Below are 15,329 nucleotides of genomic sequence, written 5' to 3'. Positions count from 1 at the left end.
TCAGCCCTGCCCGGCCTGGTCGTCGACCGGCCCGGTCGGCCCGGTCGGCTCCGCCTTCATGCCCACGGCGCGACGGTCGAGCGTGAGCACGGTGCCCGGCGCGACCTCGAGGCGCACCCGGTCCGTGTCCAGCTCGGTGATCCGACCGAGGATCCCGGAGGTCGTGAAGATCTCGTCCCCCACCTGCAGCGAGGCGGAGAACTCCGCCATGGTCTTCTGCCGCCTGCGCGCGGACCAGAGCATGAATCCGATGAGGACCAGCGGCAGGACGAGGAGGAGCAGGCTGGCGGTCTGCGAGCCTTGGTTCATGAGGAGGACTTCCTGGGTCGGGACTGGTCGGTCGGCACGACGTCGCAGTGGCTCGGGGAGGCCCGAGCCAGTGGCCGAGTCTAGGTCAGCGCCGTTGCCCTCACCAACGGACACGCGACCCCGTCCGGTTCCGGTTCGGGATCAGCCCAGCCGCCCGGTCTCCGGCCCGTCGTCGAGGCGAAGGGGGGCCTGCTCGCCCGCCGGTGCGGTGAGGCCCAGGTGCTCCCACGCCGTCGCGGTCGCGATGCGCCCGCGGGGGCTGCGCACGATGTACCCCTGTCGCACGAGGTAGGGCTCGGCGACGGTCTCGACGGTGTCGGTCTCCTCGCCGACCGCGACCGAGAGCGTCGACAGACCGACCGGTCCCCCGCCGAAGCGTCGGCAGAGCGCGTCCAGCACGGCCCGGTCGAGCCGGTCGAGCCCGGCGGCGTCGACGTCGAAGAGCGTGAGGGCAGCCCGGGCCGCGTCGAGGTCGACCTGACCGCTGCCGTGGACCTGCGCCCAGTCGCGCACCCGACGCAGCAGCCGGTTGGCGATGCGTGGCGTGCCCCGCGACCGGGTGGCGATCTCGGCGAGCGAGTCCTCGTCGGCGACGACGCCGAGCAGGCGCGCGCTGCGGGCGAGGATCCGCTCGAGGTCGGCGACCTCGTAGAAGTCGAGGTGGCCGGTGAAGCCGAAGCGGTCGCGCAGCGGCGCGGGCAGCAGCCCGGCACGCGTGGTGGCGCCGACCACGGTGAAGGGGGGCAGCTCGAGCGGGATGGCCGTCGCCCCGGGCCCCTTGCCGACGATGACGTCGACGCGGAAGTCCTCCATGGCGAGGTAGAGCATCTCCTCGGCCGGCCGGGACATGCGGTGGATCTCGTCGAGGAACAGCACCTCGCCCTCCGCGAGCGAGGACAGCACCGAGGCCAGGTCGCCCGCGTGCTGGATCGCCGGGCCCGAGGTGACCCTGATCGGCTGCTCGAGCTCGGCGGCGACGATCATCGCCAGGGTCGTCTTGCCGAGCCCCGGCGGGCCGGACAGCAGCACGTGGTCCGGCGGGGACCCCCGCCGGCGGGCGGCCTCGAGGACGAGGCCGAGCTGGTCTCGCACCTTGGGCTGGCCGGGGAACTCGGAGAGCCGTCTCGGGCGCAGGGCCGCCTCGACGGTCGTGTCCTCGTCGGTCCCGCCGGCGTCGACGATGCGGGCGGTCGCGTCGAAGGAGCCGTCGCCCTGCCGCGGGTCCTCGTCGGCCACCTTGATCTCGGAGCTGAAGCCGCTCATCGGGCGAGCACCTGCAGGGCCGCGCGCAGGGCGCTGGAGACATCGCCTCCGGCGTGGTCGTCCGCCACCCTGGCCACGGCGTCGGCGGACTGCTTCACCGAGTAGCCCAGGCCGACGAGGGCCTCGACCACCTGGTCCTGCCAGGAGCCGACGGGGGCGCCCGCCCCGGGGCCGGCCCCGCCGCCGGGCACCTGCGGGAGCTTGTCGCGCAGCTCGAGGGCGATGCGCTCGGCGCCCTTCTTGCCGATGCCGGGCACCTTGGTCAGGGTCGCGATGTCGTCGCCGGCCACGGCCGCGGCGAGGTCGTCGGGGCTGAGCACGGACAGGATCGCCAGCGCGACGCGCGGCCCGACCCCGCTCACGGTCTGCGCCAGCTCGAAGGTGTCCCTCTCCCCCACGGTCGCGAAGCCGTAGAGGGTCATCGAGTCCTCGCGCACGACCATGGTCGTCGCGAGCTCGACCGGGGCTCCGGTGCGGCAGCCGGCGGCGACCGACGGCGGGGTGTGCACGAGCAGGCCGACGCCGTGGACGTCGACGACGACCCGGTCGAGCCCGACGTGCCGGGCGGTGCCGGTGACGGAGGCGATCACGGGCCGGCCACCGCCCGCAGCCGTGCCCGCTCGCTGGCCGCCGCGAGCTCGCGCCGGGCGGAGCCGGCCCCACGCCACTGGTGGCAGATCGCCAGGGCGAGCGCGTCGGCGGCATCGGCCGGGGTGGGGGCCTCGGGCAGCGACAGGATGCGCGTGACCATCGAGGTCACCTGGCTCTTGTCGGCCCGCCCGGAGCCGGTGACGGCGGCCTTGACCTCGGTCGGGGTGTGCAGCGCCACCGGCAGGCCGCGGCGGGCACCGGCGAGGAGCACGAGCCCGCTCACCTGGGCGGTGGTCATGACGGTCGGCACGTGGTCGGCGGCGTAGACCCGCTCGAGCGCGATCGCGTCCGGGTCGAAGCGGTCCAGCCAGGCATCGAGCTCGTCCTGGACGTACGCGAGCCGGTCCCCGGTGTCGCGGTCGCTGGAGGTGCGCACGACGCCCACGGCCACCATGCGCAGGGCCCGGGCCTCACCTTCGACCACGCCGAGGCCGCACCGGGTGAGGCCGGGGTCCACGGCAAGCACGCGCACGTGCACCCTCCTGTCGTCGACTAGAACACCTGTTCTACTCGAGACTACGTGTCGACGGCGCAGGCGGCGCCGTCGACACGCCGGGGTCACTCGGCTTCGGCCTCGAGCTCGGCGAGGACCTCGTCGGACACGTCACCGTTGGTGTACACGTCCTGCACGTCGTCGCTGTCCTCGAGGGCGTCGATGACGCGCATCATCTTCTTCGCGCCCTCCTTGTCGAGAGGCACCTGCATGCTCGGCAGGAAGGAGGCCTCGGCGGAGTCGTAGTCGACGCCGGCCTCCTGCAGCGCGGTGCGCACCGCGACGAAGTCGGTCGCCTCCGAGACGATCTGCCAGGACTCGCCGAAGTCGTTGATCTCCTCGGCGCCTGCCTCGAGCACGATCTCGAGCAGGTCGTCCTCGCTCTTCTCCGTCTTGGGCACCATGACGACGCCCTTGCGGTTGAAGAGGTAGGCGACGGAGTTGGGGTCGGCGAGGTTGCCGCCGTTGCGGGACAGCGCGGTCCGCACCTCGGTCGCCGCGCGGTTCTTGTTGTCGGTGAGGCACTCGATGAGGATCGCGACCCCGCCCGGTGCGTATCCCTCGTAGGTGATGTTCTCCCAGTCGGCGCCGCCGGCCTCGGCCCCGGAGCCGCGCTTGACCGCGCGGTCGATGTTGTCGTTGGGGACCGAGCTCTTCTTCGCCTTCTGGACCGCGTCGTAGAGCGTGGGGTTGCCGGAGAGGTCACCACCGCCCGTGCGGGCGGCCACCTCGATGTTCTTGATGAGCTTGGCGAAGAGCTTGCCGCGCTTGGCGTCGATCGCCGCCTTCTTGTGCTTCGTGGTTGCCCATTTGGAGTGGCCGGACACGTTGGTCTCCTCGTACTGGCTGGCAGGTAGTCCGAGGATCGATCCTACGCGGAGCCGTGCACCATCTGGACGAAGAGACGGTGCACGCGGTGGTCACCGGTGACCTCGGGGTGGAAGCTCGTGGCGAGCAGACGGCCCTGCCGGACGACGACGGGGTGGGTCTCCCCCTTCGCCTCGACGGACGCGAGCACCTCCACTCCCGGCCCGGCCTCCTCCACCCACGGGGCGCGGATGAACACCGCACGCACCGGACCGCCGTCGACGCCGACGACGTCGAGGTCGGTCTCGTAGGAGTCCACCTGACGCCCGAAGGCATTGCGCCGCACCGTGATGTCGATGCCCCCAAGGGTCTGCTGGTCCCGGTGCCCGTCCAGGATGCGGTCGGCGAGCAGGATCATCCCGGCGCAGCTGCCGTAGACCGGCATCCCCTCCGCGATGCGGGAGCGAAGGGGGTCGCGCAGGTCGAAGATGCGGGTCAGCTTGTCGATCGTGGTCGACTCGCCGCCGGGCAGGACGAGCGCGTCCACGCTCGCCAGCTCCTCGCGGCGACGGACCGCGAGGGCCTGCGCGCCTGCCCCCTCCAGCGCGGCCAGGTGCTCCCGGACGTCGCCCTGGACGGCCAGGACGCCGATGACGGGACGGGTGCGGTCTGTCATGGGCGGAATGTAACCGTTTGAGGTCGGTGACGTCGGGTAGCGACAGGGCGCACCACCCCACACCAACCCCTCTGGAGGACGTCATGGGCAAGATCACGATGCTGGCCGCAGGAGCCGTGGGCTATGTGCTCGGTACCCGAGCCGGCCGCGAGCAGTACGACAAGCTGAGCACGCAGGCCAAGCGCGTCTGGCGTGACCCGAAGGTGCAGCGCAAGGCCGGTCAGGCCCAGGAGGCTGCCGTCGGCCTGGGTCACAAGGCCGAGGAGAAGGTCACGTCGAAGGTCAAGGAGCACACGGGAGGCGACTCCTCGGGGACCACGACGAGCCCGACCCCGGGCACGGGCACGATGGGCGTGGGCGATGTCCACCGCCCCACCACGGGGAGCGACACGCCCGGCGGGGGCACCTTCGCCTGATGCCCGGGACGCAGGGCGCACGCCGACGCCGGCCGGGACAGCACGTCCCGGCCGGCGTCGTCGCTCGGCCCGTCGTCACCAACCGCGCTCGGCGAGGCGGTGCGGTTGCGGGATCTCGTCGACGTTGATGCCGACCATCGCCTCGCCGAGGCCGCGGGAGACCTTGGCCAGGGTGTCGGGGTCGTCGTAGAAGGTCGTCGCCTTGACGATCGCCTCGGCGCGCTGCGCCGGGTTGCCGGACTTGAAGATGCCGGAGCCGACGAAGACGCCCTCGGCGCCGAGCTGCATCATCATCGCGGCGTCGGCCGGGGTCGCGATCCCACCAGCGGTGAAGAGCACGACCGGCAGCTTGCCCGCGGTCGCGACCTCCTTGACGAGCTCGTACGGCGCCTGCAGCTCCTTGGCTGCGACGTAGAGCTCGTCCTCGGGCAGACCCTGGAGATGGCGGATCTGCTGGCGGATCTGGCGCATGTGCGTGGTGGCGTTGGAGACGTCGCCGGTGCCGGCCTCACCCTTGGAGCGGATCATCGCCGCGCCCTCGGTGATACGCCGCAGCGCCTCCCCGAGGTTGGTCGCACCACAGACGAAGGGGACGGTGAAGTTCCACTTGTCGATGTGGTTGGCGTAGTCGGCCGGGGTGAGCACCTCGGACTCGTCGATGTAGTCGACGCCGAGGGCCTGCAGGACCTGCGCCTCGACGAAGTGCCCGATGCGCGCCTTGGCCATGACCGGGATCGAGACGGCCTCGATGATCCCATCGATCATGTCCGGGTCGCTCATCCGCGAGACACCACCCTGGGCACGGATGTCGGCCGGGACACGCTCGAGGGCCATCACGGCGACCGCGCCCGCGTCCTCGGCGATCTTCGCCTGGTCCGGGGTGACGACGTCCATGATGACGCCGCCCTTGAGCATCTCGGCCATGCCGCGCTTGACCCGCGCGGTCCCGGTCTCGGTCGTCTCGTTGCCCATGGTCTTCTCCCTCGTCCGTGGCCCGGCACGCAGGCCGATTGTTTGATCTAGGCCAGAAACTAGCACGGCACAGGTCAAACCAGGCCTGACCGTCCGCGGCGTGGGAACCACACCTAGACTGCGGGCGTGGGTACCGAGGCAGCACTGATCACGGGTGGCACGGCCGCCGAGATCGCCGACAGCGTGCGGGGTCTCGTCGAGCGCGGCCACCTCTCCCCCGGCGAGGTCCTCCCGCCGGTGCGTGCCCTGGCCGAGCAGCTCGGCGTCAACCGCAACACGGCAGTGGCCGCCTACCGCGTGCTCGCCCGCTCGGGTGTCGTCGTCTCCCAGGGCCGTGCCGGCACCCGCGTCGCCCGGCGCTCCCGGGTGCCGCAGGAGGGCTTCGCGGCCGCGGGCTCCCTGCGCGACGTCGGGACCGGCAACCCAGACCCCCGCCTGATCCCCGACCTCGGTCCGGCCCTGGCGGCCGCTGCCGGACGGCACGTGCTCTACGGCGAACCGACGATCGACCGCGACCTGCTGGCCTGGGCCCGCGAGTGGATGGCGCCGGACGTGCCGGCGGACGCCGACGAGCTGCGCCTCACGCTCACCAGCGGTGCGGTCGACGCCGTCGAGCGGCTCCTCGCCCAGGCACTCCTGCGCGACGACACGGTCGCGCTCGAGGACCCCTGCTTCCTCGCGAGCATCCACCTCGCCCAGCTCGGGGGCTACCGCGCCGTTCCCGTCCCCGTCGACGCGGAGGGGATGACCGTCGACGGACTGCGCCGCGCCCTGGAGCAGGGGGCGCGGGCGGTGGTGTGCACGCCCCGGGCCCAGAACCCGACCGGCGCGTCGCTGAGCGCCCGCCGCGCCGAGGCCCTGCGGGCCGTGCTGGCCGCGCATCCCTACGTCCTCGTCGTGCAGGACGACTACTTCTCCTACCTGTCCCGCCGGCCCTTCCACTCGATCATCGGGCCGGAGCACCAGCGCTGGGCGCTCGTGCGCTCGGTCTCGAAGTTCGCCGGACCGGACATGTGCCTCGCCGTGACGGCGTGCGACGCCGACACGGCCTCACGGCTGGAGATGCGCCTCAGCCCCGGCACCACGTGGGTCAGCCACCTGCTGCAACGCATCACCCACTCGGTCATGACGGACGAGGCCGCCCTGGCCCTCATCGACCGCGCGAGCTCGCACTACGCGCAGCGCAATGCCGCCTTCGCAGCGCTGCTCACCGAGCGGGGTCTGGCGACGGCGGCCGGCGACGGGATGAGCCTGTGGGTCGGCCTGCCCGTCGCCGCTCGCGAGGTCGCCGAGCGGCTGACCCGGCGGGGCTGGCTGGTGCGCACCGGTGACGACTTCCGTCTCGAGGAGACCGACGAGCCCTCGCGCCACCTGCGCCTCACCGTGCACGACCTCGACGACGAGGACGCGGCGACGCTGGCCACGGACATCGTCGCTGCCGTCCACGAGAGCGGCTGAGCGCCTACGGCAGTGGGTGCCCCGGACCGCTCGGGGGCGGCGGGGGCGTCCCCGGCGCACCCGGCGCGGGCGGCGGCAGCTGCGTCCCGGTCGACGGGGGCGGCTGGTGTCCCGACCCGCCCCCGAAGGGAGGCGTCCCTCCGCCACCGCCACCGCCACCGCCACGACGGCGGTTCCAGACGAGGTAGGCCACGACCGCGAGGGCCGCGAGCGGCAGGAGGCAGCACAGCAGCAGGAGGAAGCCGAACCCACCTCCGCCACGGCGTCGGCGCCGCCGACGGCGCCTGGCGGCAGGCACCGCGCTCAGCGCCTGGTCCCCGAGCAGCACGACGAGCTGGGCACCCAGGAGGTGCCCCAGCCCGATGCGCGGCAGTCCGGAGAGCGTCAGCAGCTCGTTGATGGGGGCGACGAGGGTCAGGTCCGCCGGAGTCATGGGTCGATCATGCCCCGTCACCGGCCGGCTGGGGAGCGGTGGGGGTCACTCCCCCGGCAGGGTGTCGTCGAACTCCACGGTCTGCGGCAGGTCGGCGTGGCCGGCGAGCCGGAAGAGGCCCACGACGCGCTTGGTGCGCACCCGTTGGACCTCCTTGACCGCCTCGTTGTGGAAGCGGCGAGCGAGCTGCACGCGCAGGCTCGCCTCGCGGACCCGCTCGAGCGTGGCCGCGCCGGGATCCCCCTTCGCCCGGATCTCGCGGGTGACCTCCGGCGGGAGGGCCGCGTGGAGGATCTCGGTCAGCTCGCTCTCGACGCTCTCGCGGCCCGCGAAGTGCTGGCCCTCGAGGAGGTCGGACTCGAAGGTGCGCTCGTTGACCAGCTCCAGCGACTGGCTCGCGGCGGCCGCGAGCAGGAAGCCGCTCGCCGGGTCGAGCGCCCCGCTGTTGGCCAGCTCGAGGCTCGCCTCGGCGCGACGCACCACGTGGGCGTCGAGCGCGGACAGGGCCCCCTCGACCTTGGCGTGCAGCCGGTCGAGGCGCGCGGCGCTGTAGGAGAGGTACCAGGCGAGCACGAGGAGCACGCAGACGACGACGGCGACCCAGCTGAGCGCGGTCATGCGCGGTCACCGCCGAGCCCCGGCCGCAGGCGGGTGACGGCTCGCGGCGCGGGACGTGCGTCGAGGACCGTCTCGTAGACGGCCAGGATCTCCTTGGCGACGACCTGCCAGTCGAAGACCCGCGCCCGCTCCTGCCCGAGCTCGGACAGTGCCCGCAGGCGCGCCGGGTCGCGGAGCAGCTCGACCGCGCGGGCGGCGAGGTCCTCGGGGCGCTCGTTGGCGAAGGTGGCCCCGGCCATCCCCGAGCGGCCACCGTCGAGGACCCGCTGGAAGGCGGCGAGGTCGCTGGCGAGCACGGGCGCCCCGGCAGCCATCGCCTCGACGAGGACGATCCCGAAGCTCTCGCCCCCGGTGTGCGGCGCGATGTAGAGGTCGGCCGAGGCGAGGGCGGCCGCCTTGTCCTCGTCGGAGAGCGCCCCGAGGAACTCCGTCGCGGCGAGCACCCGCTCGGTCAGCCGCGCCCTGGCCGCGTCGAGGGACCCCGGGCCGACGACGAGCAGCCGTGCGCCGGGCACCTCGTCGAGGATCGCCGGCATCGCGGCCGCGAGGACCTGCAGGCCCTTGCGCGGCTCGTCGATCCGGCCGAGGAAGACGAGGGTCGGGCGGCCGGGAGCACCGGTCCACCGCGGGTCGCGGGTGGCCTGCGCGAAGGCCCGGGTGTCGACACCGTTGGGGATGACGACCGCGTCGCCACCGATGTGGGTCGTCACCGTCCGGCGGGCGTCCTCCGAGACGGCGATCCGACCGTGGATCTTCTCCAGCGACGGGCGCAGCAGCGGGTACGCCGCCTGCATGACGCGCGAGCGGACGTTGGACGTGTGGAAGGTCGCGACGACCGGGCTCGTGGCGGCCCACAGCGCGAGAATCGACAGGCTCGGGGCGAGCGGCTCGTGGATGTGCACGACGTCGAAGTCGCCCTCGTCGAGCCACCGGCCGACGCGGGCGGCCGCCACCGGGCCGAAGAGCAGCCGGGCGGTCGAGCCGTTGTAGCGGATCGGCACCGCCCGGCCCGCGGGCACGACGTACGAAGGGAGGACCGTCCCCTCGTCGGCGGGCGCCAGGACGGACGCGTGGTGGCCGTGGGCGATGAGGTACTCGGCGAGGTCCCGGATGTGGAACTGCACCCCACCCGGCACATCGAAGGAGTAGGGGCTGACGAGCCCGATCCTCATGCGGCCTCCTCGCGGGCGGCCGGGCGCGCGGGGTCGAGATCCTCGACGAAGACGCGCTGCATCATGTGCCAGTCCTGCGTGTGCTCCGTGATCGCCCGCCCGAAGGCGTCGGCGCAGGCCTGGGTCGCGCGGGCCACGGCACCCGGGTCGCCGGGCGGAGGGACGTCGACGGCCTCGTGGATCGTCACGACCATGCCCCAGGTGCGGCCGACGCGCTCGTGGCGCAGCGTCACGGGGTAGAGCGGGTAGCCGCTCTCGACCGCCAGCGCGGCGGGGCCGGCGGCCACCCGGGCGCGGTGCCCGCACAGGTCGACCTCGATGCCGCTCGAGGACAGGTCACGGTCGGCCAGCAACGGCATGACGACCGGGTCCCCCGTCTCGAGCTGGGCGCGCAGCTTGGCGAAGGTGCCTCGCTCCGCCGGGTGGATCACCATGCCCAGGCCCTCGCGGTAGTCGAGGAAGGCGCGGAACATCTCCTCCGGCTCCAGGCGCTCGGCGACGGTGACGACGGTCCCGAGGTGGCGGGCGCACCACACGCCGGCGAGGTCCCAGTTGCCGGTGTGGCCGAGGAAGCACAGGACGGGGCGGCCGGCGAGCAGGTGCGACTTCAGCTCGGGCATCGCGCCCTCGTACCTGACGATCGAGTCGACGCGGTCCCCGCGGACCGCGGGGAGGCGGAAAGCCTCGACGTAGTAGCGCAGGGCGGCCCGGACCCCCTTCGCCACGAGCTCCTCGAGCTGCTCGGGGGTCAGCTCAGGGCGCACCCGTGCGTAGTTGGCGCGCAGCCGCTGCACCGACGTGCCGTTGCCGGCGTACGTGCGGTCGGCGGCGAGGTCGAAGACCCGGTAGGCCACGCCCGTCGGCAGGACCCGCAGGACCCGCCACGCCAGGAGGAAGGCCCAGACCGTGACCCGTCGACGCAGCCGGGTCACGAGGACGCGGGTGTGGAGTCGGCGGACTCTGCGGCGATGCACTGCTGGCGGACGAAGAGCACCCGTTGGAGGATCGTGACGACGCTGGCGACGGCGAGCACCGCGAGCACGACCTTGAGCACGATCTCCGGCAGGCCGAGGCCGACGAGACCGGTCGTCACGAGTGCGGCGACGAGCCGGTCGGCGCGCTCGGCGATCCCGACGCTGGCGGTCATGCCGAGGCCCTCGGCGCGTGCCCGGGCGTAGGAGACGACGCTGCCGAGGACGAGGCAGGCCAGCGCCAGCCAGGCCATGACACGGTCGTCGCCGCCCTGGAAGAACCAGATCGCCAGGCCGGAGAAGATCGCCGCGTCACCGATGCGGTCGAGCGTCGAGTCGAGGAAGGCCCCCCACTTGCTCGTGCGGCCCTGCAGGCGGGCCATGACGCCGTCGATGGTGTCGGAGAAGACGAAGGCGGTGATGACGAGGACGCCGACGAGCAGCTCCCCGCGGGGGAAGAAGACGAGGGCGCCGAGGCAGACACCGATCGTGCCCACGATGGTCACGACGTCGGGGCTGATGCCCAGGCGGATGAGCAGTCTCGCCACCGGGGTCAGGATCCGGGTGACGGCGGCGCGTGCGTATCGATTGAGCATCTCGGGAGACAGCGTAACCGGCGTGGGGCTTGCCCAAGGCGAACGACTCCGGTTGGGTGAACGGGTGCACCTGACCCCGGCGTCCCGGATGTGGCGCCTCGTCGTCGGGGGCCTCGTGCTCGGGGGTGTGGCCGCGGGGACGCTCGTCGGCGACGACCAGTGGTGGCCGATGGCCCCGATGTCGCAGTACGCCTTCTCGGTGGACGACGAAGGGGGTGTCATCGACTCCCCGTACATGGTCGCCGAGACCACGGACGGTGATCGGGTCCGCGTCGAGCTGAGCCGCGAGGCCCTCGGCATCGAGCGCAGCGAGATCGAGGGCCAGCTCGGCTCGATCGTCGCCGACCCGTCGAAGCTGCAGGCCGTCGCCGTCCTCCACCAGCGCCGCCGCCCCGACGAGCCGCGCTGGGCACTCGTCGAGGTGCGCACCCGGCGCATCGTGCTCGGGGCCGAGCGCACGGAGACCGACGAGCTGCTCGCCCGCTGGCGGGTCCGCTCCCCGCAGGACCCGGAGCAGGGGTTGTGAGCCGCTGGCTGTGGGACCAGCTCATGCCGCAGGTCCCGCTCGCCCGGGTCGCGTGGCTGCGTCGGTTCGTCTACGCCTTCGTCGTCTTCGACGTGCTCGTCAACGTCACGGACCCCATCCCCCACGGCGACGTGCCGGCCGACCTCTACCGGCCGCTCGTCGTGCGCGAGCTGCTGCACCTGCCGGCACCGACGCCGCTGTACGTCGAGGCTCTGAGGGTGGTGGTCCTCGTCGCCGCCCTCGTGGCGATGACGGGTCGCGCGCCGCGCCTGGCCGGATGGGTCTGCGCCTTCGGGATGCTCGACTGGGTGTCCAACGCCTTCTCCTACAGCAAGGTCGACCACGACCACTTCGCGCTCATGGTCGCGCTCTTCGTCCTGCCGACCGTGGGGCGCGCGTCGACGGCCGAGGTCGACGTGACGAGCCGGGCAGCCGGCTGGGCGGTCCGGATGATCCAGGCGGGCGCGGTCTCGGTCTACTTCCTCTCGGCGCTCGCGAAGTTCCGTTTCGGCGGGTGGGGCTGGGCCAACGGCGCGACCTTCGTGTGGGCCTTCAGCCGTCGCGGCAACTGGTTGGCGCAGTGGATGGCCGGCTACCCGTGGCTCGTCCACGCCAGCCAGTGGGCGCTGCTCGGGCTGGAGCTCGCCTCACCGCTCCTGATGTGGCTGCGTGGCCGGTTCCTCGCGCTCGGCGTGGGACTCTTCGTCGGATTCCACGTCATGACGCTCTACCTGCTGCACATCCACTTCCTGCCGCTCGTGGTGTGCCTGACCGCCTTCGCGCCGCTGGAGCGGATCAGTCCGTGGGCCACGCGTCGACGAGAGCGGCGCGCGCGTCCTCGAGCAGGATCGGCAGCGCCTTCGTCTGGGCGATGATCGGCAGGAAGTTCATGTCGCCGCCCCAGCGGGGGATGACGTGCTGGTGCAGGTGGGCCGCGACGCCGGCACCGGCGACCGCGCCCTGGTTCATGCCGAGGTTGAAGCCGTGCGGGCTGGACGTCGTCTGCAGGACCCGGATCGCGGTCTTGGTCAGCGCGGTGAACTCCGCCGTCTCCTCGTCGGTGAGGTCGACGTAGAGCGAGACGTGGCGGTAGGGGCAGACGAGCACGTGACCGGCGTTGTACGGGAAGAGGTTCATCACGACGAAGCAGGTCTCGCCGCGGTGCACGACGAGCCCCTCGGCGTCGTCCTTGTCGGGCGCAGCGCAGAAGGGGCAGCCGTCACCGGCCTCGTCGCTCGGCCGCTCCCCGGTCACGTAGGCCATGCGGTGCGGCGTCCACAGCCGGTCGAAGCCGTCCGGCACCCCCGCGAAGGAGCGCTCGTCCTCGAGCGGTCGGTCGTGGGAGTGGGTCATGTCCCCGATCCTGTCACGACGAAGGGAGCCACTCACGCAGCCGGTCCCGCGGCGCCGTGAAGCCCATCGCGTCGAAGAACGGACGGCCCGCGTCGCTCGCGTTGAGGCGCACCCAGCGCACCCGCTCGGCCGCGGCGGCCTCCTGGACCGCGTGCACGAGACGGGTGGCCACCCCCCTTCGCCGCAGGTCCGCCGAGACGTAGACCTGCTGGACGTACCACCACTCCGGGCGCCCGGGCAGGCCGAGCGTCGGCAGCTTGCGCACGCGCAGCGCGAGCACGCAGCCGACCGGGCGGCCGTCGCCCTGCTCGGCGATCCACCCGCGGTACGACGCGAAGTCGGCGAGGAAGGCGTCGGCGTAGGCCAGCAGGAACCCGTCGCGCGGGGCGTGCCCGCGCTCCCGGTCCTGCTGCACCCGCAGCGCCGCGAGGGCGAAGGCGTCGTCCCGCTCGACGGGCCGGATCCGCGTGTCCATGACCGCAACCTACCGGGGTCGGGCGGGGGTCAGGCCGGGTCGGTCCCCGCCGACGGTCCCGGGTTGACCAGGCTCGGCGCACCGATGACCTGGGCCTTGGTCGAGATCGCCTCGAGCACGCGCTCGATGGCGGTCTCGATCGGCAGCCCGTTCTCCTGGGACCCGTCGCGGTAGCGGAAGGAGACCGCGCCGTTGCTGCGGTCCTCCTCGCCGGCGATGAGGGTGAACGGCACCTTGGACTTGCTGGCGTTGCGGATCTTCTTGGGGAAGCGGTCGTCGCTCTCGTCGAGCTCGACGCGGATCCCCTTCGCCCGCATCCGCTGGAGCACCTCCCACAGGTAGTCGTTGTACTCCTCCGCGACCGGGACGCCGAGGACCTGGACGGGGCTGAGCCACACGGGGAAGGCGCCGGCATAGTGCTCCACGAGCACGCCGATGAACCGCTCGATCGAGCCGAACTTGGCCGAGTGGATCATCACCGGCTGCTGGCGCGAGCCGTCCGCGGCCTGGTACTCCAGCGCGAACCGGTCGGGCGAGGGCTGGTTGAAGTCGTACTGGATCGTGCTCATCTGCCAGGTGCGACCGATGGCGTCCCGGGCCTGCACGGAGACCTTGGGACCGTAGTAGGCGGCGCCGCCCGGGTCCGGCACGAGCTCGAGACCGGTCTCGGTGCAGACCTCCTCCAGGACCCTGGTCGCCTCCGCCCAGTCCTCGTCGGAGCCGATGAACTTGGCGCTCTTGTCGCCCTCCTCGTCGCGGGTGGACAGCTCGAGGTAGAAGTCGTCGAGCCCGAAGTCGCGCAGCAGCCCGAGGACGAAGTCGAGCAGGTGGCGGATCTCGTCGGGCGCCTGCTCCTTGGTGACATAGGAGTGGCTGTCGTCCTGGGCGAAGCCGCGAACCCGGGTCAGGCCGTGGATGACACCGGACTTCTCGTGTCGGTAGACGTGGCCGAACTCGAACAGGCGCAACGGCAGCTCACGGTAGGAGCGCTGCCTGGAGCGGTAGATGAGGTTGTGCATCGGGCAGTTCATGGCCTTGAGGCGGTAGTCCATGCCGTCGACGTCGAGGGCGGGGAACATCCCCTCGCCGTAGTAGGGCAGGTGCCCGGAGGTGTGGAAGAGCCCCTCCTTGGCGATGTGCGGCGTCCCGACGTACTCGAAGCCCTCCTCGATGTGCCGCGCGCGGACGTAGTCCTCCATCTCGCGCTTGATGACGCCACCCTTCGGGTGGAAGACGGGCAGACCGGAGCCGATCTCGTCGGGGAAGGAGTACAGGTCGAGCTCACGACCGAGCTTGCGGTGGTCCCGCTTCTCGGCCTCGGCGAGACGGTCGAGGTAGGCCTTGAGCTCGTCCTTGCTCGGCCACGCCGTCCCGTAGACGCGCTGCAGCTGCGGGTTCTTCTCGCTGCCGCGCCAGTAGGCGGCGGCGCTGCGCATGATCTTGTAGGCGTTGCCGATGACCTTGGTGCTCGGCACGTGCGGGCCGCGGCACAGGTCCCCCCAGGCCCGGGTGCCGTCGCGGCGGACGTTGTCGTAGATCGTCAGCTGCGCACCGCCGACCTCGACGGACGCGCCCTCCGCGGCCTCCTCGGAGGCGCCGCCCTTGAGCCCGATGAGCTCGCACTTGTACGGCTCGTCGGCCAGCTCCACGAGTGCGTCGTCGTCGCTGATCTCCCGGCGCACGAAGGTCTGGCCCTCGTTGATGATCCGTTGCATCGCCTTGTCGAGGGCCTTGAGGTCCTCAGGGGTGAAGGGCTCCTCGACGTCGAAGTCGTAGTAGAAGCCGTCCCGGATCGGCGGGCCGATACCGAGCTTGGCCGTGGGGTTGATCTGCTGGACGGCCTGGGCGAGGACATGGGCCGTGGAGTGGCGCAGGACGTCGAGACCGTCCTGCTCCGCGGCCGTCACCGGCTCGACGACGTCACCCTCGGCGACCTCGTGCGCGAGGTCCCGCAGCTCGCCGTTGACCCGCGCGACCAGCACGGCGCGGTCCCCCTCGAAGAGGTCCGCCGTGGTGGTGCCCGGGTCCACCGATCGCTCGTCTCCGGCGACGTTGATGGTGATCTGGGCAGACACGTGGAGCTCCTGGGGGACGGTTCGCGGTGCCCGGCCGGGCACCCGTCGAACTCTATCCCCGCGGT

19 protein-coding genes are annotated in these 15,329 nt (G+C 72.3%); 4 read left to right on the top strand and 15 right to left on the bottom strand.

All coding sequences use genetic code 11. The features are described from left to right. The 6 genes from yajC to pdxT all read right to left on the bottom strand — a co-directional run bounded on the left by yajC (position 1) and on the right by pdxT (position 4,199). Positions 1-309, bottom strand: a complete 309-nt coding sequence (gene yajC, locus ABC138_RS04780) for a preprotein translocase subunit YajC (protein WP_068324417.1) — start codon at positions 307-309, stop codon at positions 1-3. A gap of 141 nt (positions 310-450) precedes the next feature. Next, entirely contained in the window at positions 451-1,572 is a 1,122-nt protein-coding gene (gene ruvB / locus ABC138_RS04775) for a Holliday junction branch migration DNA helicase RuvB (RefSeq protein WP_068324420.1), read from the bottom strand. After that, the gene (ruvA, locus tag ABC138_RS04770; protein WP_338538148.1) at positions 1,569-2,162 is read right to left on the bottom strand and encodes a Holliday junction branch migration protein RuvA; all 594 of its coding nucleotides are present in this window, start codon (positions 2,160-2,162) and stop codon (positions 1,569-1,571) included. Before ruvA ends, ruvB begins: the two co-directional genes overlap by 4 nt. Beyond that, positions 2,159-2,695: a crossover junction endodeoxyribonuclease RuvC gene (gene ruvC, locus ABC138_RS04765; RefSeq protein ID WP_068325396.1), complete on the bottom strand. Its 537-nt coding sequence runs from the start codon at positions 2,693-2,695 to the stop codon at positions 2,159-2,161. Before ruvC ends, ruvA begins: the two co-directional genes overlap by 4 nt. 86 nt (positions 2,696-2,781) lie before the next feature. After that, the gene (locus tag ABC138_RS04760) at positions 2,782-3,543 is read right to left on the bottom strand and encodes a YebC/PmpR family DNA-binding transcriptional regulator (protein ID WP_068324426.1); all 762 of its coding nucleotides are present in this window, start codon (positions 3,541-3,543) and stop codon (positions 2,782-2,784) included. A gap of 44 nt (positions 3,544-3,587) precedes the next feature. After that, a complete protein-coding gene (gene pdxT / locus ABC138_RS04755; protein WP_338538149.1) occupies positions 3,588-4,199 on the bottom strand; it encodes a pyridoxal 5'-phosphate synthase glutaminase subunit PdxT in 612 nt (203 codons plus the stop codon). An 83-nt stretch (positions 4,200-4,282) separates the two neighbouring features. Here pdxT and ABC138_RS04750 point away from each other — a divergent pair, with 83 nt between their 5' ends. Further along, positions 4,283-4,615 (top strand): hypothetical protein, encoded by a 333-nt coding sequence (locus ABC138_RS04750; protein ID WP_338538150.1) that lies wholly within the window; start codon positions 4,283-4,285, stop codon positions 4,613-4,615. A gap of 75 nt (positions 4,616-4,690) precedes the next feature. Here the strand turns inward: ABC138_RS04750 and pdxS are convergent, their stop codons facing one another. Then, entirely contained in the window at positions 4,691-5,587 is an 897-nt protein-coding gene (gene pdxS, locus ABC138_RS04745; protein ID WP_068421671.1) for a pyridoxal 5'-phosphate synthase lyase subunit PdxS, read from the bottom strand. A 126-nt stretch (positions 5,588-5,713) separates the two neighbouring features. Between pdxS and ABC138_RS04740 the strand changes: the two genes are divergently transcribed. After that, complete coding sequence (locus ABC138_RS04740) at positions 5,714-7,045, top strand: aminotransferase class I/II-fold pyridoxal phosphate-dependent enzyme (RefSeq protein ID WP_068324438.1); 1,332 nt, start codon at positions 5,714-5,716, stop codon at positions 7,043-7,045. A gap of 4 nt (positions 7,046-7,049) precedes the next feature. Here ABC138_RS04740 and ABC138_RS04735 read toward each other — a convergent pair whose 3' ends face one another. From ABC138_RS04735 to pgsA, 5 genes are read right to left on the bottom strand one after another with little or no spacing between them, the layout of a single operon-like run. Continuing rightward, the gene (locus ABC138_RS04735; RefSeq protein WP_068324441.1) at positions 7,050-7,478 is read right to left on the bottom strand and encodes a hypothetical protein; all 429 of its coding nucleotides are present in this window, start codon (positions 7,476-7,478) and stop codon (positions 7,050-7,052) included. Between the two features lie 45 nt (positions 7,479-7,523). Then, on the bottom strand, positions 7,524-8,096 hold the full coding sequence (locus ABC138_RS04730) for a hypothetical protein (RefSeq protein WP_068324444.1): 573 nt from the start codon (positions 8,094-8,096) through the stop codon (positions 7,524-7,526). Next, a complete protein-coding gene (locus tag ABC138_RS04725) occupies positions 8,093-9,268 on the bottom strand; it encodes a glycosyltransferase family 4 protein (RefSeq protein WP_068324447.1) in 1,176 nt (391 codons plus the stop codon). Before ABC138_RS04725 ends, ABC138_RS04730 begins: the two co-directional genes overlap by 4 nt. After that, complete coding sequence (locus tag ABC138_RS04720; RefSeq protein ID WP_068324450.1) at positions 9,265-10,200, bottom strand: phosphatidylinositol mannoside acyltransferase; 936 nt, start codon at positions 10,198-10,200, stop codon at positions 9,265-9,267. The genes ABC138_RS04725 and ABC138_RS04720 overlap by 4 nt, the downstream gene beginning before the upstream one ends. Further along, positions 10,197-10,835, bottom strand: coding sequence for a phosphatidylinositol phosphate synthase (gene pgsA, locus ABC138_RS04715; protein ID WP_068324453.1), 639 nt, complete (start codon positions 10,833-10,835; stop codon positions 10,197-10,199). Before pgsA ends, ABC138_RS04720 begins: the two co-directional genes overlap by 4 nt. A gap of 64 nt (positions 10,836-10,899) precedes the next feature. Here pgsA and ABC138_RS04710 point away from each other — a divergent pair, with 64 nt between their 5' ends. Continuing rightward, the gene (locus ABC138_RS04710; RefSeq protein WP_345912872.1) at positions 10,900-11,361 is read left to right on the top strand and encodes a hypothetical protein; all 462 of its coding nucleotides are present in this window, start codon (positions 10,900-10,902) and stop codon (positions 11,359-11,361) included. Beyond that, positions 11,358-12,236, top strand: coding sequence for a hypothetical protein (locus ABC138_RS04705; protein ID WP_174522855.1), 879 nt, complete (start codon positions 11,358-11,360; stop codon positions 12,234-12,236). Before ABC138_RS04710 ends, ABC138_RS04705 begins: the two co-directional genes overlap by 4 nt. Here the strand turns inward: ABC138_RS04705 and ABC138_RS04700 are convergent. From ABC138_RS04700 to thrS, 3 genes are read right to left on the bottom strand one after another with little or no spacing between them, the layout of a single operon-like run. After that, positions 12,157-12,714 carry an HIT domain-containing protein gene (locus ABC138_RS04700; protein ID WP_068324459.1) on the bottom strand — a complete coding sequence of 186 codons (558 nt, stop codon included), beginning with the start codon at positions 12,712-12,714 and terminating at the stop codon, positions 12,157-12,159. The genes ABC138_RS04705 and ABC138_RS04700 overlap by 80 nt on opposite strands. A 13-nt stretch (positions 12,715-12,727) precedes the next feature. Further along, positions 12,728-13,189: a GNAT family N-acetyltransferase gene (locus ABC138_RS04695; protein WP_068324462.1), complete on the bottom strand. Its 462-nt coding sequence runs from the start codon at positions 13,187-13,189 to the stop codon at positions 12,728-12,730. 29 nt (positions 13,190-13,218) lie between these two features. Next, entirely contained in the window at positions 13,219-15,264 is a 2,046-nt protein-coding gene (thrS, locus tag ABC138_RS04690; RefSeq protein ID WP_068421690.1) for a threonine--tRNA ligase, read from the bottom strand. Positions 15,265-15,329: the final 65 nt, after the last annotated feature.

The sequence above is a fragment of the Janibacter sp. LM genome (assembly GCF_039631275.1).
GTDB lineage: Bacteria > Actinomycetota > Actinomycetes > Actinomycetales > Dermatophilaceae > Janibacter > Janibacter terrae.
Note: the sequence above shows the minus strand (reverse complement) of the source record. Positions and strands in the feature narration are given on the sequence as shown.

Coding starts and splice junctions, on each gene's coding strand:
- ABC138_RS04725 (WP_068324447.1), bottom strand. CDS start 9,268: ATGAGGATCGGGCTCGTCAGCCCCTACTCCTTCGATGTGCCGGGTGGG.
- ABC138_RS04750 (WP_338538150.1), top strand. CDS start 4,283: ATGGGCAAGATCACGATGCTGGCCGCAGGAGCCGTGGGCTATGTGCTC.
- ruvB (WP_068324420.1), bottom strand. CDS start 1,572: ATGAGCGGCTTCAGCTCCGAGATCAAGGTGGCCGACGAGGACCCGCGG.
- yajC (WP_068324417.1), bottom strand. CDS start 309: ATGAACCAAGGCTCGCAGACCGCCAGCCTGCTCCTCCTCGTCCTGCCG.
- ABC138_RS04700 (WP_068324459.1), bottom strand. CDS start 12,714: ATGACCCACTCCCACGACCGACCGCTCGAGGACGAGCGCTCCTTCGCG.
- ABC138_RS04730 (WP_068324444.1), bottom strand. CDS start 8,096: ATGACCGCGCTCAGCTGGGTCGCCGTCGTCGTCTGCGTGCTCCTCGTG.
- pdxS (WP_068421671.1), bottom strand. CDS start 5,587: ATGGGCAACGAGACGACCGAGACCGGGACCGCGCGGGTCAAGCGCGGC.
- ABC138_RS04695 (WP_068324462.1), bottom strand. CDS start 13,189: ATGGACACGCGGATCCGGCCCGTCGAGCGGGACGACGCCTTCGCCCTC.
- pdxT (WP_338538149.1), bottom strand. CDS start 4,199: ATGACAGACCGCACCCGTCCCGTCATCGGCGTCCTGGCCGTCCAGGGC.
- pgsA (WP_068324453.1), bottom strand. CDS start 10,835: ATGCTCAATCGATACGCACGCGCCGCCGTCACCCGGATCCTGACCCCG.
- ABC138_RS04735 (WP_068324441.1), bottom strand. CDS start 7,478: ATGACTCCGGCGGACCTGACCCTCGTCGCCCCCATCAACGAGCTGCTG.